Source organism: Streptomyces sp. NPDC048185, assembly GCF_043202495.1.
Classification (GTDB): domain Bacteria; phylum Actinomycetota; class Actinomycetes; order Streptomycetales; family Streptomycetaceae; genus Streptomyces.
In genome coordinates this window covers 282,883-303,307 of record NZ_JBIDAN010000004.1, presented here as the reverse complement: position 1 = coordinate 303,307, position 20,425 = coordinate 282,883, and the positions used below count along the sequence as shown (strand labels likewise).

General features: G+C 69.0%; 17 protein-coding genes. 2 read left to right on the top strand and 15 right to left on the bottom strand.

Annotated features, from left to right (window positions below; genetic code table 11):
- Nucleotides 1-2: 2 nt before the first annotated feature.
- The 14 genes from selD to ngcE form a co-directional block, all read right to left on the bottom strand.
- Nucleotides 3-1,010, bottom strand: coding sequence for a selenide, water dikinase SelD (gene selD, locus ACGF3H_RS14905; RefSeq protein ID WP_362499334.1), 1,008 nt, complete (start codon nucleotides 1,008-1,010; stop codon nucleotides 3-5).
- A gap of 236 nt (nucleotides 1,011-1,246) precedes the next feature.
- A complete protein-coding gene (locus tag ACGF3H_RS14900) occupies nucleotides 1,247-1,531 on the bottom strand; it encodes a hypothetical protein (protein ID WP_362499331.1) in 285 nt (94 codons plus the stop codon).
- Complete coding sequence (locus ACGF3H_RS14895; protein WP_362499328.1) at nucleotides 1,528-1,965, bottom strand: hypothetical protein; 438 nt, start codon at nucleotides 1,963-1,965, stop codon at nucleotides 1,528-1,530. The genes ACGF3H_RS14900 and ACGF3H_RS14895 overlap by 4 nt, the downstream gene beginning before the upstream one ends.
- Nucleotides 1,962-2,480 (bottom strand): hypothetical protein, encoded by a 519-nt coding sequence (locus ACGF3H_RS14890; protein WP_362499326.1) that lies wholly within the window; start codon nucleotides 2,478-2,480, stop codon nucleotides 1,962-1,964. Before ACGF3H_RS14890 ends, ACGF3H_RS14895 begins: the two co-directional genes overlap by 4 nt.
- A gap of 218 nt (nucleotides 2,481-2,698) precedes the next feature.
- Nucleotides 2,699-3,022 (bottom strand): hypothetical protein, encoded by a 324-nt coding sequence (locus ACGF3H_RS14885; protein WP_362499323.1) that lies wholly within the window; start codon nucleotides 3,020-3,022, stop codon nucleotides 2,699-2,701.
- A gap of 93 nt (nucleotides 3,023-3,115) precedes the next feature.
- On the bottom strand, nucleotides 3,116-3,661 hold the full coding sequence (locus ACGF3H_RS14880; RefSeq protein ID WP_362499321.1) for a hypothetical protein: 546 nt from the start codon (nucleotides 3,659-3,661) through the stop codon (nucleotides 3,116-3,118).
- Nucleotides 3,661-4,176, bottom strand: coding sequence for a MauE/DoxX family redox-associated membrane protein (locus ACGF3H_RS14875; RefSeq protein ID WP_362499319.1), 516 nt, complete (start codon nucleotides 4,174-4,176; stop codon nucleotides 3,661-3,663). Before ACGF3H_RS14875 ends, ACGF3H_RS14880 begins: the two co-directional genes overlap by 1 nt.
- 330 nt (nucleotides 4,177-4,506) lie before the next feature.
- Nucleotides 4,507-5,799: a sugar ABC transporter permease gene (locus ACGF3H_RS14870; RefSeq protein ID WP_362499316.1), complete on the bottom strand. Its 1,293-nt coding sequence runs from the start codon at nucleotides 5,797-5,799 to the stop codon at nucleotides 4,507-4,509.
- Nucleotides 5,796-6,587 (bottom strand): ATP-binding cassette domain-containing protein, encoded by a 792-nt coding sequence (locus ACGF3H_RS14865; RefSeq protein WP_362499314.1) that lies wholly within the window; start codon nucleotides 6,585-6,587, stop codon nucleotides 5,796-5,798. Before ACGF3H_RS14865 ends, ACGF3H_RS14870 begins: the two co-directional genes overlap by 4 nt.
- 165 nt (nucleotides 6,588-6,752) lie before the next feature.
- Entirely contained in the window at nucleotides 6,753-7,868 is a 1,116-nt protein-coding gene (locus ACGF3H_RS14860; RefSeq protein ID WP_362499311.1) for a sugar ABC transporter substrate-binding protein, read from the bottom strand.
- A 120-nt stretch (nucleotides 7,869-7,988) separates the two neighbouring features.
- Nucleotides 7,989-9,200, bottom strand: a complete 1,212-nt coding sequence (locus tag ACGF3H_RS14855; RefSeq protein ID WP_362499309.1) for an ROK family transcriptional regulator — start codon at nucleotides 9,198-9,200, stop codon at nucleotides 7,989-7,991.
- A 183-nt stretch (nucleotides 9,201-9,383) separates the two neighbouring features.
- Nucleotides 9,384-10,307 carry a carbohydrate ABC transporter permease gene (locus ACGF3H_RS14850; RefSeq protein WP_362499307.1) on the bottom strand — a complete coding sequence of 308 codons (924 nt, stop codon included), beginning with the start codon at nucleotides 10,305-10,307 and terminating at the stop codon, nucleotides 9,384-9,386.
- 2 nt (nucleotides 10,308-10,309) lie between these two features.
- Nucleotides 10,310-11,236 carry a sugar ABC transporter permease gene (locus ACGF3H_RS14845; protein ID WP_362499304.1) on the bottom strand — a complete coding sequence of 309 codons (927 nt, stop codon included), beginning with the start codon at nucleotides 11,234-11,236 and terminating at the stop codon, nucleotides 10,310-10,312.
- Between the two features lie 85 nt (nucleotides 11,237-11,321).
- Nucleotides 11,322-12,770, bottom strand: a complete 1,449-nt coding sequence (gene ngcE / locus ACGF3H_RS14840) for an N-acetylglucosamine/diacetylchitobiose ABC transporter substrate-binding protein (protein ID WP_362499301.1) — start codon at nucleotides 12,768-12,770, stop codon at nucleotides 11,322-11,324.
- Nucleotides 12,771-13,195: 425 nt separating this feature from the next.
- Between ngcE and ACGF3H_RS14835 the strand changes: the two genes are divergently transcribed.
- Nucleotides 13,196-17,005, top strand: coding sequence for a GH92 family glycosyl hydrolase (locus ACGF3H_RS14835; protein WP_362499299.1), 3,810 nt, complete (start codon nucleotides 13,196-13,198; stop codon nucleotides 17,003-17,005).
- Nucleotides 17,006-17,168: 163 nt separating this feature from the next.
- On the opposite strand, the gene acnA is transcribed toward ACGF3H_RS14835, so the two are convergent.
- On the bottom strand, nucleotides 17,169-19,883 hold the full coding sequence (gene acnA, locus ACGF3H_RS14830; RefSeq protein ID WP_362499458.1) for an aconitate hydratase AcnA: 2,715 nt from the start codon (nucleotides 19,881-19,883) through the stop codon (nucleotides 17,169-17,171).
- Between the two features lie 292 nt (nucleotides 19,884-20,175).
- Between acnA and ACGF3H_RS14825 the strand changes: the two genes are divergently transcribed.
- A complete protein-coding gene (locus tag ACGF3H_RS14825) occupies nucleotides 20,176-20,373 on the top strand; it encodes a DUF4236 domain-containing protein (RefSeq protein WP_362499460.1) in 198 nt (65 codons plus the stop codon).
- The last annotated feature ends 52 nt before the right edge of the window (nucleotides 20,374-20,425 follow it).

Genomic DNA, 20,425 nt, shown 5'->3' with positions numbered 1-20,425 from the left:
GGTCAGCCGACCGTCACGAAGTGGTCGCCGCGCGGGGCGAGATGGCCGATGACGGGAGCGCCGGGTACCTCCCCGGCGACGAGGAGGCCTCCGGAGGTCTGGGCGTCGGCGAGCAGCAGCCGTTCCTCCTCGCCGACGCCGGGCCCGAAGCGGGTGTGCGGGGCGACCCAGTCGAGATTGCGCCGTGTGCCGCCGCTGACGTACCCGTCGCGCACGGCCTCGCGGGCCCCGTCGAGGTACGGGACGGCGGCCGGGTCGAGGACGGCCGTGACGCCGCTGGCCCGGGCCATCTTGTAGAGGTGGCCGAGGAGCCCGAAGCCGGTGACGTCGGTGGCGCAGACGGCCCCGGCGGCCAGGGCGGCGCGCGCGGCGGCGGCGTTGAGCGTGGTCATGGCTTCCACCGCCGCGGGGAAGCGCTCACCGGTCGCCTTGTGCCGGGTGTTCAGTACGCCGATGCCGAGCGGCTTGGTCAGTGACAGCGGCATCCCGGGCCTGCCCGCGTCGTTGCGGAGCAGCCGCTCGGGGTCGGCCTGCCCGGTGACGGCGAGCCCGTACTTGGGTTCCGGGTCGTCGATGCTGTGTCCGCCGGCGAGGTGGCAGCCGGCCTCGGCGGCCGTGTCGGCGCCGCCGCGCAGCACCTCGGCGGCCAGTTCCATCGGCAGGGTCTCGCGCGGCCAGGCGAGCAGGTTGACGGCGACGACGGGGGTGCCGCCCATCGCGTAGACGTCGGAGAGCGCGTTGGCCGCGGCGATCCGGCCCCAGTCGTAGGCGTCGTCGACCACGGGGCCGAAGAAGTCGGTGGTCATGACGAGGGTGCCGGTGGCGGTGGTGACCACGGCGGCGTCGTCGCCGTTCTCGGTGCCGACCACCAGCTCGCCGGGGGGCCGCTGACCGTTCGTTCGGGCCGGTACGGCGGCCATGACGGCCTCCAGCTCACCGGGCGGGATCTTGCAGGCGCAGCCGCCGCCGCGCGCGTACTGGGTGAGCCGGATCGTCGTCGTGCCGTTCAACACCGTTTCCCTGCCTGTGCGTCGTGCGTGTCGGTTCGTCGTGCCGGGTGCCGGGTGCCGGTCCGGTCCGGCGGGTGGCTCGGGGTGTCCGCGGAGGTGCCAGTATCCCTGGTGGGCCTCCGCGCCGTGCGGAGCGGGAGGGTCGGAGCAGCTCCGCCCGGCGGGTCCGGGTGCCGTCCGTCTCCGCCGGGTGTGCCGGGGCGCGCGGCGATCGCCGCGCGCCCCGGCGGCGATCGTCAGACGAGCAGCGGGCCCATGTTCTTGGCCGCCGGCTGGACCTTGACGCTCTCGCCGTCGCCGAAGACGCGGACCGGTTCGCTGCTGCGGGTCATCGACCCGGCCGCGACCATGCGGACCGCCGGGTCGATGTCCAGGCGGTCGTCCCCGGTGAGCCGGTGGACGGCGAAGACCTCCTGCGGCGTGCCGTCCGACGCGACGCCGAGCGCCACGTACACGAGGCGGGTGCCGTCCGCCTTCTCGTTGACGAACACCACCCCCCTGTCGGTGGGAGTACGAGTCATCGTGCGTTTTCCTTCCGAGCCGAAGTGGATGCGCCGGCCGCCGCGTCGTCCTGCGTCCGCTCATGGAGCGGGTCGATGTCGGCGAGCGTCGCCTGGAACAGCACGTTCCGCCAGTCGCCCCCGTACGGGAAAAGGCCACTGGTGGTGCGGATCCCCAGCTTCGAGGGAACACGGGAGGCGCGGATGTGGCTCTGCGCCTCCCCCATCGCGTACATGCTCTCCAGCGTCCGCCAGAGAGTCACGCTGAGGACCGTGCGGTCTTTCCAGAGCACGACCGGTGCGGCGCCCACGAATCCGGGGGCGACGCGCCGGACCTCTCTCTTGATGCGCATGTGCATGAGCAGCACGACGACCACGTTCAGCGCCGTGCGGCATTCGAAGCGGGTGAGGGCGATATGTCCCCGGGAGTCCCGGGCCGTGGTGTAGCTGTTCATCGCCAGGCCGTCCAGACCGTGTAGGCACCCAGGAGCACGAGGCCGAGACCGGCCGCGCGCCGCATCCACGGGAACCAGGGCCGTACTCGGTCTCCGAACTGGGTGAGGGGAACAAGGGACCAGGTGACGCTGCGCACCGTCACGGCCGCCACCCCCACCAGCGCCATGCAGACGAGCAGCAGCGGCGAGGATCCGGGGTACAGCAGCACGGCTGCCGCGAGCACACCCCAGGTCAGGGAGGTCGACTTCTGTGTGGTGAACAGCAGGCCGAGATCGAAGCCCCAGGTCAGGCCGAGCATGCCGGGCGGCATGGTCCGGACGTGTTCCTGCGGCACCTGCCGCCAGATGTGCGGCGTACGGTTCGCCAGGTCGGCGACGCCGAACACCACCAGGGCCACTGCGGTGATCGTCTGACGCCATGACGTGTCGGCGACCAGGGCGACGCCCTGTCCGAGCACGTACACGGCCAGGGACATGAGGCCCGCGGCAATGGCCTCTCCCACCGCCAGACTCACGAGGAACCGGCTACCACTCGATCCGCTTCGCTTCAGCATCGGGCCGGCGACCCCGGCCATCGACTGACCTCAAGGGCTGAAGACTTGCAGGATCGCCGCGACGCCGGCGATCACGAGCCAGGTCACCATGCGGTGTTGACTCCTTCGTGTCCAGGTCGGGGACGCGGGGCGTCCCTATGACCGCATCGTTCAGTGGTGGATCGTCGGGCGGAGGCCGGTCAGTTGTAGCGGCACTCGAAGGCCGACTTGACGTTGCCGGGCGTCTCGCAGCAGCTGCAGTGCAGGGAGCCGCTCATCGAACAGCCCCACAGGTAGCCGAGGTGAGCACGGCAGTACGTCATCGTGGTGTAGCCGGACGTGCCCGGCGGGTGGGCGAGGTTGCAGCAGTTGTCGCTGTCGGCCGCGGCGGGTGACGCGGAGCTGAAGACTCCTGCGGCGGCCATGAGACCGCTGGCCCCGAGGCCGCCGAGCATGCGGCGCCTACCGAGCCGGAGCTTCGGCTCGGTCGCGTCGGCGCCTGCCGTTCTGCGGGCAAAACGCATTCGGGTGCTCCTGTTCTTCTCTGGATACGGATTCTTTCTCTGCCGGGATCCGCGGCGGGCGCCGCGAACCACGTCGGTGGGCGCGTGAACGCGTCAGACGGCGGCACGGGCGGTGCCGGCCGGACGCACCTCACGCAGCAGTTCGGCGACCGAGGTGAAGAGATATCCCTCGCTCAGCACGCCGTTGTCGAAGACGAGCGCGGTCGGGCTCTGGGTCACGGAGAAGGAGCCCGCGACCCAGCCGCCCCGCTCGTCGACGTAGGTGGGAATGTCCGCCAGTCCGTTGCGCAGGACGAACTCCTCGCCGTCCGCCCGCTCGGCGCAGGAGACCGCGATGCCGACCGTGTCCGCCACGCCCTCGAGGGCCCCCCCGGAGATCTGCGCGGCGACCTTGGCGCAGGTGGCGCAGACGGTGCTCAGCACGAGGACGACGACGCGGGATCCGGTGTCCAGGGCCCTGAGGGGCTCGGGCCACTCGTCCACGACGGCGCCGAGGCGGTACTCCTCCAGCGGGGAGACCTCCGTCGACGCGGCCGGAGCGGCGCCGCTGGTGCGGGACGCGAGTTCACCCATCATCGCGAAGAGCAGGACGACGGCGGCGGTCAGAAGCAGCAGTGCACAGGCCAGAACGATCGTCATCAGGCAGATCCCCATCTGCGAAGGAAGGAGCGGTAGGCGGTCGCCGCGGCGGTCCGGTGCGTGACCAGGAGCCAGCCGCTGGAGACGGCGGAGGTGAGCGTGGCCGCGGTCGCGGCCGAGCCGGCGTCGGGCCCGGCGAGGAGACCCGTGAGTGCCACCGCGGCGAAGGCCAGGCCGGTGATCACGTTGGCGGTGCCGAGCGGCTTGTCGTTGTCCACGCCGAAGCAGCCGCACGGGCGGTCGCTGCCGCGGAGCAGTCCCGCCGCGCCGAGCGCGGCGAAGGAGAGACCGAGCACGGCGACGGCCCCGTACCCGACGGGGCGGGTGGCCGGGGCGATCAGCAGGACGAGCGTGGCCACTTCGAGCAGGGCGACCATGCGGACAACGATGTCGGCCGGCCGGCGTCGTCCTCCCGTGAGTTCCTGGAGAGCCGAGGCGGCGACGGAGGGCCCCACGGTTTTCGCCGCGGCTGCCCGGAGGAGAACGGCGGCCACCCCGACGTTCAGCAGAGTCATGGGCATGTCAAATTGCGACAAAGCGGCCCCCTGTCATGCGTGAAAGATATCCACTGTGAATTGCGGCAGAGGCACTCGGAGGAGAGGAAAAGGAATATGTCTCTGTGGTCCCCGCCGGATCATCATGCCCAGGGAGATCGAGGTCGTCAACGCTTTATCGAACACCCCTCAAACGGAGTTTCGCGTTCCACCCTCACGTCTATTTCTTCGCAAAAAGGCCCCGGACCGGCCGGAATCACGATAGATGAGTCCCCCACACACAAGGACGGTGCCCGGTGTCGTTTCCGACACCGGGCACCGTCACTCAGGGACAGCCAAGGGCTGGAGCCGTCAGGCGCGGCCCGCCGATCGCTGGGTCCTGCGGGTGACCGCGTCGATGACGACGGTCGCCAGCAGCACACCACCGGTGATCATGTACTGCACCGGCGAGGCGATGCCCTGCAGGGCGAGGCCGTACTGGATCGACACGATGACCATCACACCGAGCAGCGCGTCCCAGGTGCGGCCGCGGCCGCCGAAGAGGGACGTGCCGCCGATCACGGCCGCGGCGATCACGTTCATCAGGAACTCACCGGTGCCCGCGCCCTGGTTGGCGGAGGCGATCTTCGAGGCCACGAAGAGGCCGCCGATCGCGGCGAACGTGCCGGCGATCGCGAAGACCGAGATCCGGACCAGCTCCACGTTGATGCCGGCGCGGCGGGACGCCTCGACGCTGCCGCCGAGCGCGAACACCTTGCGGCCGTAGGCGGTGCGGCGCAGCACGAAGTCCGTGAGGATCAGGAACGCCAGGAAGATCACCACGGCCAGGGGCAGGCCCTTGTACTGGTTGAAGACGATCGCCACGACGAAGGCCAGCACGGCGAGCAGCACGGTGCGCACGATGACCTCGCTCAGCGGCCGGGACGGCACCCCGGCGGCCGCACGGCGGCGGTTGTCGAAGAACGCGGTCAGGAAGTACCCCGCGGTCACGAGGACCGCCAGGCCGTAGGCGGCCGCCACATCGCTGAAGTAGTAGCTGGTCAGCTGGGCGACCACACCGTCGGGGTCCAGGTTGATGGTGCCGTTGCTGCCGAGTATCTGCAGCATGAAGCCCTGCCAGAACAGCAGGCCGGCCAGCGTCACGGCGAAGGCCGGCACACCGATCTTCGCGAAGACGAAGCCGTGGATCGCGCCGGCCACGGTGCCCGTCAGGACGGCCAGCACCAGGGCCAGGATCTCGTTCATCCCGTGCGTGACGCTCAGGACCGCGAACGTGGCACCCGCGACACCGCTGACCGAGCCGACCGACAGGTCGATCTCGCCGAGCAGCAGGACGAAGACGATACCGACGGCGATCATGCCGGTGCCGACCATGGCGACCGACATGTCGGAGAAGTTGCCGGCGGTGAGGAAGTTGGAGTTCAGGCTGGTGAAGATGGCCCAGATGATCAGCAGACCGACGACGACCGGGAGGGAGCCCAGGTCACCGGCCTTCATCTTCCGCTTGAACTCGTTGACGTAGCCGGCGAGGCCCTGTTCGCGCACCAGCAGCCGGGGGTCGACCGTGGGGACCGCGGCGGAGGCGGCCTCGGGGTTCGCGACCCCGGGGTCCCCGGCGGGGGTGGAGGTCTTTTCGATGCTCACTTCTGGATCTCCCCATTGGTGCGCGCCGCACGACGGGTCACGGCGTTGTCCGTGGCGCCCGTGATGGCGGAGATGATCTCTTCCTGCGAGGTCGACTTGACCTCGAAGACGCCGTTGTTGCGCCCGAGGCGCAGGACGGCGACCTTGTCGGCGACCGCCTTGACGTCGGCCATGTTGTGGCTGATGAGGATGACGGCGTGGCCGCGCTCGCGCAGCCGCTCCACCAGGTCGAGGACCTGCGCGGTCTGCTCGACGCCGAGGGCGGCGGTGGGCTCGTCGAGGATGACCAGCTTGGGCTCGCCGAGCATGGAACGGGCGATCGCCACGACCTGGCGCTGACCGCCGGAGAGCGAGGCGATCGGGATGCGGACGCTGGGGATGCGGATGGACAGCGTGTCCAGCAGTTCGCGGGAACGACGCTCCATCTCCACCTCGTCCAGGACGCCGCGCTTGCGGAGCTCCCGGCCCAGGTAGAGGTTGCCGACGACGTCGATGTTGTCGCACAGCGCGAGGTCCTGGTAGACGGTCGCGATGCCCAGGTTCTGGGCGTCGTGCGGCTTGTTGATGGTGACGGCCTTGCCGTCCCACTCGATGGCGCCTTCATCGATGGGGTGCACGCCGGCGATCGTCTTGACCAGCGTGGACTTTCCGGCGCCGTTGTCGCCGACCAGGGCGACCACCTCACCGGCGTGGACCTCAAGCTCTACGTCGGTGAGCGCCTGGACGGCACCGAATCGCTTGGAGACCCCGCGCAACGCCAGCACGGGCGTAGCGGACACGTGAACCATCTCCTTCGCCGCCTGACCCGGCGGGAGGTTGTGCAGAAGTTTGGGGGGTGGTGGTGTTCCGTCCGGCGCCCCGCGTAGCTTGCGGGGCTGATGGTGCGGGGCGCCGGAGGAAGCGGCGTGCAGCCTGTCCCGTACGCGCTCGGGCGGTACGGGGGACGGGTCTGCCTACTTCACGCCGGCCGTGTCGCAGGCGGCCTTGTACTTGCCGGCGCAGATCTCGTCGACGGTGTAGAAGCCCTCCTTGACGACCGTCTCGTTGATGTTGTCCTTGGTCAGGGAGATGACCGGGACGAGCACCGTCGGGACGCCCTTGGTGGTGGCGCTGTCGGACTTGCTGGTGGCGATGGAGTCGAGCGACTTCCCCTGGGCGAGGGCGACGGCCATCTCGGCGGCGACCGTGGCCTCCTGCGGGTAGGACTTGTAGACGCTCATGTACTGCTCACCCGTGAGGATGCGCTGCACGCCCGCCAGCTCGGCGTCCTGGCCGGTGACCGGGATGTTGCTGATGCCGGCGGCCTTCAGGGCGGTGATGATGCCGCCCGCCATGCCGTCGTTGGCGGAGTAGACGCCGACGATCTTGTCCTTGCCGAGGGCGGAGATGGCGCCCTCCATGTTGGCGTTGGCGTTCTCCGGCTTCCACTCCTTGGTGTCGTACTCGCGGCCGACCTTCACCTTGCCGTCGAGGACGTCGTGGGCGCCCTCCTTGAACTGGCCGGCGTTCGGGTCGGTGGAGGAGCCGTTCATCATGACGATCTGGCCGTCCTTGGCCTTGTCGCCCAGCGCCTTCAGCAGGGCCTCGCCCTGCGTCTTGCCGACAGTCACGTTGTCGAACGAGGTGTAGGCGTCGATCGGGCCCTCGGCGAGGCGGTCGTAGGCGACGACCTTGATGCCCTGGTCCTTGGCCTTCTTGATCGAACCGGCGATGGACTTGGAGTTCACCGCGTCCACGATCAGCACGTCGACCTTGTTGGTCACCATCGTGTCGACCTGCTGCGACTGCAGCGTGGCGTCCTGCTTGGCGTTGGCGTAGATGACCTCGCCCTTGTTGTTCGTGAGCTCCTTGACCTTCTTCTCGATCAAGGGCTTGTCGAACTTCTCGTACCGCGCGGTCTGGTTCTCCGGAAGGAGCAGACCGACCTTGATGGCGTCGCCCTTCTTGGCGGCGGAGTCGGACGAGTCGGCCTTGTCGCCGGACTCCTTGGCGCTGCCACAGGCGGCGAGCGAGACGGCCATCGCGGTGGCGGCAACGGCAACGGCGGCACGACGCATACGCGTGTTCATTCAGAAACCTCCCTGACGAGGCCGCGTCGTTGCGGCCGAGGTGGCTGGAAGTCAACTCGGCCACACGTGCGACGTCAAGAAGTAAATCCTTAACGAGATGGCAACGGTGCCATCCGTTCTCTAAGTGAAGGCAGGGGTGGCCGCGGGCATGGCCGCGGTGGCACTTCCGTCCAAAAGCGTCGAATCACCCATCTCGCTGAGGGCCAGGGCGAGCGCCCCGAGGACCTCCGCACGGCCCCCAAGTGCCCCTGGAAGGACGGAGAGTCGACGGGCGGCGCTGGGGATGGCGTAGCGGCCCACGGACTCCCTTATCGGGCCGAGCACCAGCTCTCCGGCCTCGGCGAGATCGCCACCGAGGACCACGCGGCTGGGGTTGAGCAGGTTGCAGAGATTGGCGACGCCGCTGCCGATGTGGCGGCCGACGTCGGCGATCACCCGACGGCAGCCCGGGTCGCCGTCCCGCGCCAGCCGCACGACGCCCTCCATCGTGAGGTCCGTGCCGTGGCTGGGCTGGAGCAGCGGGAGCACGTAGCGTGCGGCCGCGAAGGTCTCCAGGCAGCCCCGGTTCCCGCAGCGGCAAACGGGACCGGCCTCGTCCAGGGTGATGTGCCCGATCTCTCCCGCGGTGCCGCCGGGCCCGCGATAGATCTTGCCGTTGATCACCAGACCGGCTCCGACACCGCTGGCGACCTTGATGTACGCCAGGTCGCGCACCCCTCGGCCACTGCCCCAGACCAGCTCGCCCAGGGCGCCGAGGTTGGCGTCGTTGTCCACGTGCACGGGCACGCCGAGCCGCCCCCGCAGCTCCTCGGCGGGCCGGGTGCCGCCCCAGCCGGGCAGGATGGCGGTCGAGCCCAGCGTCCCCGACTCCACGTCGATCGGGCCGGGCACGCCGAGACCCACGCCGGCGATCTTGGACCGGTCGACGCCGGTGGCCTCGATCAGCCGGCTGACCAGCTGCTCCGCGCGGTCGAAGCCCTGCGCCGACGACGCGTCGACGTCCAGCGGCTCGGACTCCTCCGCGAGCACCTGGTGGGCGAGGTTCCCGACCGCGACGCGCAAATGCGTGTGCCCGAAGTCGACGCCGATGACGATGCCGGCGTCCCCGCTCAGCGAGACGCTGCGGGCCCGGCGGCCGCCCGCCGAGGTGGGCGTGACCTCGACGGTCCCGCCGTCCTTCAGTTCCCGGACGATGTTCGAGACCGTCGCCGCGGACAGACCCGTCGTCCTCGCGATCTCCGCCTGCGTGAGCGACCCGGCGAGCCGTACCGCTCGTACGACCCGTTCCAGGTTGGCTCGGTGCAGCGACGACTGCGACCCGGGAGTCTCCACGACGACCTCCTGCGCGCGGGGCCGCTTCGATGAGACCCCGTCTATGTCCAACTAGTGAACTCTAAGCTGAGCCGTTCGGGTCGCCTCCCGTCAAGAGGTTGAACCGCATCCGGGTGCCCCGCACACGCACACGTATGCCGCCCCCGGCGGTCCGGGAGCGGCATGCGCGAGGGGCGGGCGGGGTTACTTCAGGGCGCCCGCCGTGAGGCCCTGGACCACCTGGCGCTGGAAGATGATGTACGCGGCCAGCACCGGCAGCATCGCCATCACCAGGCCCGCGAACAGCCCCGACCAGTCGCCCTTGTAGCCCTGGCTGACCGCCAGTTGCACCAGGCCCTGGGTGAGGACGTGCTTGTCCGGGTCGGTGTTCAGCACGGTGGGCAGCATGTACTGGTTCCACTGCCCCAGGAAGTTGAAGATCCCCACGCTGATCAGGCCGGGCTTGGCCATCGGCAGCATGATCTGGAAGAACGTCCGGGTGTGGGAGGCCCCGTCCACGAACGCCGCCTCCGCCACCGAACTCGGCAGGGTCCGGAAGAACCCGGTCAGGAAGAACACCGTGAAGGGCAGCGAGTAGGCGATGTAGACCAGGATCAGCCCGTGGATGGTGTTCAGCAGGCCCATGTTGTCCACCACGTAGAACAGCGGGACCAGCGCGAGCATGATCGGGAAGCTCATGCCGCCGATGAACAAGTAGTAGATGAACCGGTTGCCCGGGAAGTCGAACCGGGCGAGCACGTAGGCCGCCATGGAGCCGAGCACCAGGGTGCCGACGAGCGAGCCGCCGACCACCAGGACGGTGTTGAGGAAGTAGTCGCCCATGTGGGCCTGGGACCAGGCCCGCGACCAGTTGTCGAAGTTCAGCTTGTCGGGCAGCGACCAGGGCGAGCCGAAGATGGAGGCGTCGTCCTTGAAGGAGGTCATCACCGCCCACACCAGCGGCATCCCGACCATGATCGCCCAGATGACGAGGACGCCGTGGGAGAAGACGTTGAGGGTGGTGCCCTCCTTCTTCCCCCGGGTGGGTCCGCCGGGCGGGGCCTCGGTCTTGCGGACGACAGGGCCGGACTCGGCCGGTACGGGCGCGGGGGTCTCGGTCGTCTTCATGATCAGAACTCCAGCCGCTCGCGCCGGCCCAGTCGCATCACGACGGCGGCGAAGGCCAGCGTGACGATGAGCAGGGCGACGCCGATCGTGGTGGCGTAGGCGGCCTGACCGTCACGGAACGCCTTCTGGTACACGTACAGGACCATGACGGTGGTCGAGTAGTCGGGGCCGCCGGGGCCGGTCGTCATGATCTGTACGACCGCGAACGACTCGGCACCGAGCGCGAGGATGCCCATGTAGACCCAGCCGGACTGCACGGTGTCCCACAGCAGTGGCAGGGTGACCTTGAAGAAGGTCGTCGCACGGTTCGCCCCGTCCAGCAGCGCGGCCTCGTACAGTTCCGCCGGGATGGACGCCATGCCCGCGGAGAACAGGACCACGAAGAAACCGACCGTGGACCAGACGAGCACCGCCATCACGCACCACAGCGCCAGGTTCGGGTCGCCCAGCCACAGCGGCTGAATGGAGTCGAGACCGATGCCGCGCAGCAGCGAGTTGATCGCGCCGCTGTCGGGGTTGTACGCGAACGCGAACAGCAGCGCGACGATCGCGATCGACAGCACCTGCGGGAAGAAGTAGACGATCTTGTAGAAGCCGGAGCCGCGGACCCCGGTGATCACCGGCCCGCCGCGGCGGTGGCGTCCGCCGACGTTGATCATGAAGGAGAAGAACAGCGCCAGGCCGAGCGTCACCAGCGGCACCAGCAGGGCGAACATCACGCTGTGCTGCAGCGACTTCCAGAAGATGTCGTCGTCGAGCATCCGTGAGTAGTTGTCGAAGCCGACCATCTTGAACTCGGGACTCAGTCCCGTCCAGTCCGTGAACGAGTAGTAGATGGACTGGATGAACGGCCAGACGACGAAGAGCGCGTACAGTCCCAGGGGAACCGCCAGGAACCCCACGATGAACCGGTACTTGCCGTGCTGCATTGCTACCGACCCCGATCTGCGCGCGGGTGGCGCCGCCAGGGCCCGGCCGGCGACGAGGCGCGGACCAGGCCCTGGTGACACGTCCTCACTGGTGCTTGTAGTGCTTGATCGAATCGTCCTTGGCCGCCTCGTCGGCGAAGCCCTGGATCTTCTTGATGGCCTCGGCCGGGGTGATGCGGCCGGCCATCATCTCGCCGAGCCCGGAGACGCCGATCTTCTCCTTCTGGAGCTGCACGTACCAGTCCTGCAGACGGGGGTTCACCACGTTGGTGCCCGCCAGTTCCAGCGCCGCGACACCGGACTTGAGGCCCGGGGTGAGCTCGATGCCCTCGGTGCCGCCGTTGTACGCCGTCAGCGACTTCACCTTGGCCGTGAAGTTCTTCGAGGACGCCTCGCCGAGCATGATGCGCAGCTGCTCCATGCCGCCGGCGCCGTTGGCCGCCTTGGCCGGGACGATGAACGGCTCGCCGCCGGAGGCCCAGATGGTGCCGAACGGCAGCTTGTCGGAGGAGTCGATGCCGGGCGGGGCGGAGACGGAGAGCTGGAAGTCGGCGGGGATGACCTTCGCGGACTCGTTCTCCACCCAGGAGCCGTTCGGGATGAACAGGGCGTCGCCCTTGGCCCACGCGGTCTGCGACTGGATGTGGTCCAGGCCAGGGGTGCCCTTGAGGACGTAACCCTTCTTGTAGAGCTCGTAGTAGGCCTCGAAGACGGTCTTGACCGCCGGGTGCTTCCAGGCGTTCGGCTCGAGGTTGTCGATGGCGTCGAGCACCTCGACGCCGCCCACCTTGCCGATCATCGGGTACATCGAGAAGGGGAGGTAGTAGGGGTACTTGCCGGCGTAGGTCCAGCCGGCCATGCCCTTCTTCTTCGCCTTCTCGCAGACGGCGAGCATCTCGTCCCAGGTCTTGGGATACTCCGCGTCCAGCGAGTCCAGGGCCTTCTGGGAGTACCAGTTGCCGTACACCGTGTAGGCGTAGTACAGGATCCAGACCTTCTCGCCGTCGAACTGGCCCATCTCCACGATGCCGGGGCGCAGCGTGTCGCGGACCTTCTTGGCCGGGTCGTCGTAGGACGGGGCGTCCAGCAGCGGGGTCAGGTCGGCGAGCTGGTTCTTGCCGACCAGCACGCCCATGTCCATCTGCTCGGCGCCGGAGTTGTCGACGAGGTCGGGCGGGTTGCCGCCGTTGAAGCGCGGCTGCAGCGTGGACTGGATCTTCTGCGTGGCCGCGAACTTCACCTTGGCCTTGGGGAGGTTCTTCTCGTAGACCTTGACGGCGTCCTCGGCGTACTCCTTGCCGAAGCCGCCGTCGAAGAGGACGAATTCCATCTGGGCGGTCTCGTTGACGGCCAGCGGGTTCTTGGCCGTCTTCTTGCCGGACTCGGCCTTCTTCTGGTCGTCCCCGCCGCCGCTCGCGCAGGCGGACAGGAAGCCCATGGCCGGTACGGAGATCAGGCCGAGCGCGGCGGACCGCTTGATCAGATCGCGGCGGCCGACGCCCGTTCGGTTGTTCTCGGCGGAAGTGGATCCCATGCTCAAGTCCTCGCCTTCTCCAGGACTCAGGCGGTGAACCGGATCCTCCCCGGCACCGCGATCGGGTCACGCTGGGTCGTGCAGGAAGTGCGGATACTGCTGTACGGGCGCCTTGGCGGTGTGCTTTCGCGGTTCCCCCCACGGATCCCCCGGTGGCCGACAGGTATAGTCCACTTCCGGTCGACGGAGCAAGATCGAATGCATGGTTCCCGGCACGTCTTTTCCGAGTTGAGACCTGGCGGAAATATGGGCGGACTGCGTGCCCCCTGAAGGAAATCCGACGGGCACCCGGCCCGGACGCCACAGGCAACACCCTTGACATCACTGGCATCTTCACGCGCTACTGTTCCTTGCGCTGTGAATTTGACAACGTTGTCCATTTCCTCGGAAAGCGCTTCCGGGGAGCGCACGGAGGGTGCTGGGGCATGCGGTACAGAGTTCGGCACAGATGGGGCTCGGCGGTCGTGCTGACGACCGCCCTCGCGGTGGCGGTGGGTTCGCAGGGGGCCGCGGTCGCGCTGCCCGCGGCGCCCGCCGCGGCCGACCGGGAATTCGCGTCCTCGTTCGAGGCGGACGACCCGGTTCCGGACTGGCTCAACACGGTGGAGACCGCCCCGGACGGCAGCAGGCGCGCCGCGGGCGTCGACGGCGGGTACAGCACGGGCATCCCGGGCAACGTCACCGACCACGTCACCGGCGTACGGGCGAGCGACGAGAACACCGGCGGCGGTGAGGTGAAGGAGAACCTCGTCGACGGTGAGCCGAGCACCAAGTGGCTGACCTTCGCCCGAACCGGCTGGGCCGAGTTCGACCTGGACAAGCCGGTGCGCGTCACCAGGTACGCGCTCACCTCGGCCAACGACCACGACGAACGCGACCCGGCGGACTGGACGCTGCAGGGCTCGGCGGACGGCAAGAGCTGGCAGACGCTCGACAGCCGCGCCGGGCAGGCCTTCGGCGAGCGGTTCGAGACGAAGACGTACGACCTCGCCGAGGCGGCCGAGTACCAGCACTTCCGGCTGGAGGTCACGAAGAACAACGGCGGCGACATCCTCCAGCTCGCCGACGTGCAGCTGTCCACGGGCGACAGCGACACTCCCGTCCCCCAGGACATGCTCTCGCTCGTGGACCGCGGCCCGAGCGGCTCGCCGACCGCCAAGGCGGGCGCCGGCTTCACCGGCAAGCGCGCCCTGAGGTACGCCGGCCGGCACACCGCGGACGGCCGGGCGTACTCGTACAACAAGGTGTTCGACGTCGACGTGAAGGTCGACCGCCGCACCGAGCTGAGTTACAGGATCTTCCCGTCCATGGCGGACGGCGACCTCGACTACGACGCCACGAACGTCTCCGTCGACCTCGCCTTCACCGACGGCACCTACCTGAGCGACCTGGGCGCCACCGACCAGCACGGGTTCGCGCTGACGCCGGCCGGTCAGGGCGCCGCGAAGGTCCTCTACGTCAACCAGTGGAACGCCGTCGAGTCGGCCATCGGCACCGTCGCGGCCGGCAAGACCGTCGACCGGATCCTGGTGGCCTACGACTCCCCCAAGGGCCCGGCGAAGTTCCGCGGCTGGCTGGACGACGTCGCCATCAGGTCCGCCGGGCCCCAGCGGCGCGAGGCCCATCTGTCCGACTACGCGCTGACCACCCGCGGCACCAACTCCAGCGGCAGCTTCTCGCGCGGCAACAACTTCCCGGCGACCGCCGTACCGCACGGCTTCAACTTCTGGACGCCGGTGACCAACGCGGGCTCGCTGAGCTGGCTGTACGACTACGCCCGCGGCAACAACGCGGACAACCTGCCGACGCTCCAGGCGTTCAGCGCGAGTCACGAGCCGAGCCCGTGGATGGGCGACCGGCAGACCTTCCAGGTGATGCCCTCCGCCGCCGCCGGCACCCCCGACACCGGCCGGGAGGCGCGCGAGCTGGCCTTCCGGCACGAGAACGAGACCGCCCGCCCCTACTACTACGGGGTGCGGTTCGAGAACGGTCTCAAGGCCGAGATGGCGCCGGCCGACCACGCGGCGATCATGCGCTTCACCTACCCCGGTGACGACGCGAGCGTGATCTTCGACAACGTCACCGACCAGGCCGGCCTGACCCTGGACGAGAAGACGGGCACCTTCACCGGCTACTCGGACGTCAAGTCCGGCCTGTCCACGGGCGCCACCCGGCTGTTCGTGTACGGCGAGTTCGACAAGAAGGTCACCGGCGGCGAGTCGGCCGGCGTCAAGGGCCACCTGCGCTTCGACGCCGGCAGGGACCGCACGGTCACGCTGCGCCTGGCGACGTCGCTGATCGGCGTCGACCAGGCGAAGGACAACCTGCGCCAGGAGATCCCGAAGCGCACCTCCTTCGACAAGGTACGCAGGAACGCCCAGAAGCAGTGGGACGGCATCCTCGGCAAGGTCGAGGTGGAGGGCGCCACCCGGGACCAGCTGACGACCCTGTACTCCAGCCTCTACCGGCTGTACCTGTACCCGAACGCCGGCCACGAGAAGGTCGACGGCACGTACAAGTACGCCTCGCCGTTCCAGAAGATGCCGGGGGCGGACACCACGACGGCCACCGGCTCGAAGATCGTGGACGGCAAGGTGTACGTCAACAACGGCTTCTGGGACACCTACCGGACCACCTGGCCCGCGTACTCCTTCCTGACGCCGTCCACCGCCGGTGAACTGGTCGACGGGTTCGTGCAGCACTACAAGGACGGCGGCTGGACCTCACGCTGGTCCTCCCCCGGTTACGCGGACCTGATGACCGGCACCTCCTCGGACGTGGCGTTCGCGGACGCGTACGTCAAGGGCGTCGACTTCGACGCGAAGGCGGCGTACGACGCGGCCGTCAAGAACGCCACCGCGGTGCCCCCGTCCTCGGGCGTGGGCCGCAAGGGCATGGCCACCTCGCCGTTCCTCGGCTACACCAGCACCGAGACGCACGAGGGCCTGTCGTGGGCGCTGGAGGGCTACCTCAACGACTACGGCATCGCGAAGATGGGCGAGAAGCTCTACAAGGAGACCGGCGAGAAGCGGTACCAGGAGGAGTCGGCGTACTTCCTCAACCGCGCCCAGGACTACGTCACCATGTTCGACGCGAAGGCCGGCTTCTTCCAGGGCAAGGACGCGGCGGGCAACTGGCGCGTGGACTCGGAGAAGTACGACCCGCGCGTGTGGGGCTACGACTACACGGAGACCAACGGCTGGGGCTACGCCTTCACCGCACCGCAGGACAGCCGCGGCCTGGCCAACCTGTACGGGGGGCGCGGCGGCCTCGGCGACAAGCTCGACGAGTACCTCGCCACCCCGGAGACGGCCTCCCCGGAGTTCGTCGGCTCCTACGGCGGCGTCATCCACGAGATGACCGAGGCACGCGACGTGCGCATGGGCATGTACGGGCACTCCAACCAGGTCGCCCACCACGCCCTGTACATGTACGACGCGGCCGGGCAGCCGTACAAGACGCAGAAGAACGTCCGCGAGGTGCTGCAGCGTCTGTACACCGGCAGCGAGATCGGGCAGGGCTACCACGGCGACGAGGACAACGGAGAGCAGTCGGCCTGGTTCCTCTTCTCCTCCCTGGGCTTCTACCCGCTGGTCATGGGCAGTGGCGAGTACGCCGTCGGCTCCCCGCTGTTCACCAAAGCGACCGTCCACCTGGAGAACGGGCGGAAGCTGGTCGTGAAGGCGCCGAGGAACAGCACGAGGAACGTCTACGTGCAGGGGCTGAAGGTCGACGGCAAGCGCTGGAACTCCACTGCGCTCCCCCACTCGCTGCTGGCGAAGGGCGGGGTCCTGGAGTTCGACATGGGCGCGAAGCCGTCCTCGTGGGGTACCGGCAAGGACGCGGCGCCGGTCTCGATCACCAAGGACGACCGGGTGCCGGCCCCGCGCGCGGACGCCCTGTCCGGTGACGGGGCGCTCTTCGACAACACGTCGGCGACGGACGCGGCAGTGACGTCGGTGGACCTGCCGCTGCCGGCGTCCGGCAAGGGCGTCGAGGCGGTCCAGTACACGCTGACCTCGTCGGCGGACCGGACGAAGGCCCCGGCCGGCTGGACGCTCCAGGGCTCGTCCGACGGCACCACCTGGCGGACCCTGGACCGGCGCTCCGGCGAGTCCTTCGCCTGGGACCGGCAGACGCGGGCGTTCTCGGTGAAGTCGCCGGGCACGTACGCGAAGTACCGGCTGGTCCTGGAGGGCGAGCACACGCTGGCGGAGGTGGAACTGCTGGCGTGAGCGGGGCGTGACGGCGGCGGGCAGGGGCCGTCGGCCCCGGACCCGCCGCCCGCGGCACGGACGGGGCGGGCGGTCGTCCGACGCCCGTGTGCGCCCGCCGCAACGCCCGAGGGCCGCACCCCCGTCGCCGGGGGTGCGGCCCTCGCTCGCTGAGCCGTACCGCTTACTTGCGGATGAGGCTGCGCAGCACGTACTGCAGGATGCCGCCGTTGCGGTAGTAGTCGGCCTCACCGGGGGTGTCGATGCGGACGACCGCGTCGAACTCGACACCGGTGTCGGTGGTGACCTTCACCGTGCGCGGGGTGGTGCCGTCGTTCAGCTCGGTGACGCCGGAGACGGAGAAGGTCTCCTCGCCGGTCAGGCCGAGGGAGGCCGCGTCCTGGCCCTCCGGGAACTGCAGCGGCAGGACGCCCATGCCGATGAGGTTCGAGCGGTGGATGCGCTCGTAGGACTCGGCGATGACGGCCTTGACGCCGAGGAGCGCGGTGCCCTTGGCGGCCCAGTCGCGGGACGAGCCGGAGCCGTACTCCTTGCCGGCCAGGACGACGAGCGGGATGCCCTGCTCGATGTAGTTGCGGGAGGCGTCGTAGATGAACGACACCGGCCCGTCCGCCTGGGTGAAGTCGCGGGTGTAGCCGCCCTCCGTGCCCGGCGCGATCTGGTTGCGCAGGCGGATGTTGGCGAACGTGCCGCGGATCATGATCTCGTGGTTGCCGCGGCGCGAGCCGTAGCTGTTGAAGTCGCGGCGCTGGACGCCGTGCTCCGTCAGGTACTTGCCCGCCGGGGTGTCGGCCTTGATGGCACCGGCCGGGGAGATGTGGTCGGTGGTGACCGAGTCGCCCAGCTTGGCGAGCACCCGGGCGCCGGAGATGTCCTCGACCGGGGCCGGCTCCATGCCCATGCCCTCGAAGTACGGGGGCTTGCGGACGTAGGTGGACTCGGTGTCCCACTCGAAGGTGTCGCCGGTCGGGATGGACAGCGCCTGCCACTGGGCGTCGCCCGCGAAGACGTCGCTGTAGGACTTGGAGAACATGTCCTCGCCGATGGCGTTGGCGACGACGTCGTTGACCTCGGCCTCGGTCGGCCAGATGTCCTTCAGGTAGACGGGGTTGCCGTCCTGGTCGGCGCCGAGGGCGTCCTTGGTGATGTCGACCTTCATGGAACCCGCGAGGGCGTAGGCGACGACCAGCGGCGGGGACGCCAGGTAGTTCATCTTGACGTCGGGGTTGATGCGGCCCTCGAAGTTCCGGTTGCCGGAGAGGACCGACGTGACGGCGAGGTCGTGGTCGTTGACGGCCTTGGAGACCTCGTCCGGCAGCGGGCCGGAGTTGCCGATGCAGGTGGTGCAGCCGTAACCGACCAGGTTGAAGCCGACCTTGTCGAGGTAGGGGGTCAGGCCCGCCTTCTCGAAGTAGTCGGTGACGACCTTGGAGCCCGGGGCGAGGGTGGTCTTGACCCACGGCTTGCGGGTCAGGCCCTTCTCGACCGCCTTCTTGGCCACCAGGGCGGCGGCGACCATGACGTACGGGTTGGAGGTGTTGGTGCAGGAGGTGATGGCCGCGACCGTCACCGCACCGTGGTCCAGCTCGTAGGTCGTGCCGTCGGGGGCGGTGACCGGGACCGGGTTGGACGGCACGCCGTTGGTGACGGCGGGGGCGTCGGACGCCGGGAAGGACTCCTGGCCCGCCTCGTCCACGCTGTCGACGTAGTTGCGCACGTCCTGCTTGAACTGCTCGGCGGCGTTCGCCAGGACGATGCGGTCCTGCGGGCGCTTCGGGCCGGCGATGGAGGGCACGACCGTCGACAGGTCGAGCTCCAGCTTCTCGGAGAAGTCCGGCTCGGCCTTCGGGTCCAGCCAGAGGCCCTGCTCCTTGGCGTACGCCTCGACGAGGGCGACCTGCTGGTCGGAGCGGCCGGTCAGGCGCATGTAGTTCAGCGTCTCGTCGTCGATCGGGAAGATCGCGGCGGTGGAGCCGAACTCCGGCGACATGTTGCCGATGGTGGCGCGGTTGGCCAGCGAGGTGGCGGCGACGCCCTCGCCGTAGAACTCGACGAACTTGCCGACGACGCCGTGCTTGCGCAGCATCTCGGTGATCGTGAGCACCAGGTCGGTGGCGGTGGTGCCGGGGGTGAGCTCACCGGTGAGCTTGAAACCGACGACGCGCGGGATCAGCATGGAGACCGGCTGGCCGAGCATCGCGGCCTCGGCCTCGATGCCGCCGACGCCCCAACCGAGGACGCCGAGGCCGTTGACCATGGTGGTGTGCGAGTCGGTGCCGACCAGGGTGTCGGGGTAGGCCTTCCCGTCACGGGTCATGACGACGCGGGCCAGGTGCTCGATGTTCACCTGGTGGACGATGCCGGTGCCGGGCGGGACGACCTTGAAGTCGTCGAAGGCGGTCTGGCCCCAGCGCAGGAACTGGTAGCGCTCCTTGTTGCGGCCGTACTCCAGGTCGACGTTCTGCTGGAAGGCGTCGTTGGTGCCGAACTTGTCGGCGATGACGGAGTGGTCGATGACCATCTCGGCCGGGGAGAGCGGGTTGATCTTGTTCGGGTCGCCGCCCAGCTCCTTGACGGCCTCGCGCATGGTGGCGAGGTCGACCACGCAGGGCACGCCGGTGAAGTCCTGCATGATCACGCGGGCGGGCGTGAACTGGATCTCCTGCGACGGCTGGGCCTGCGAGTCCCAGCCGCCGAGGGCGCGGATGTGGTCGGCGGTGATGTTCGCGCCGTCCTCGGTGCGCAGCAGGTTCTCCAGCAGCACCTTCAGGCTGTAGGGAAGGCGCGCGGAGCCCTCGACCTTGTCCAGCCGGAAGATCTCGTACGACTCGTCGCCCACCTGCAGCGTGCTGCGGGCGTCGAAGCTGTTCGCCGACACGACAGTCTCCTTCATTCATGTGCGCGTACCACCGCATCCTGCCGCCACGCCGCCCTGGCCGGTCCGCTGAGGTAGGGCTAAGTTAGGGTACCCTTACCAGGGTGGCGGCTGCGGTGCGCCTCGGCAGATATCTCGATGTCGAGATAACTCTAGTACATGGGGGCGGACTGGTCATGCCCGGGCGCGATGTGGCGTGCACCCCACCCCGAGTGACCCGGAGGGCCATCTCCACGCAGAACCGGGGTATCCGATGCGTGCCGGGACCATCCGGCACGACTCGGAAGGGGGCACGATGCCGCTCACGTTCCGCAAGAGCTTCCGGATCCTCCCCGGAGTGCGGCTGAACATCAACAAACGTTCGTGGTCCATCACGACCGGCGGCGGGAACGGCCCGCGCCACACGCGCAGCAGCACGGGACGGCGTACGACGTCGATGGATCTGCCGGGACCCTTCGGCTGGCGCCGCACGACCACCGGCCGGCGCCGCTGACGCCCCTGTGACGTCGCATCACCCGAACAGACCCCCCAAGAGGCGCCATCTC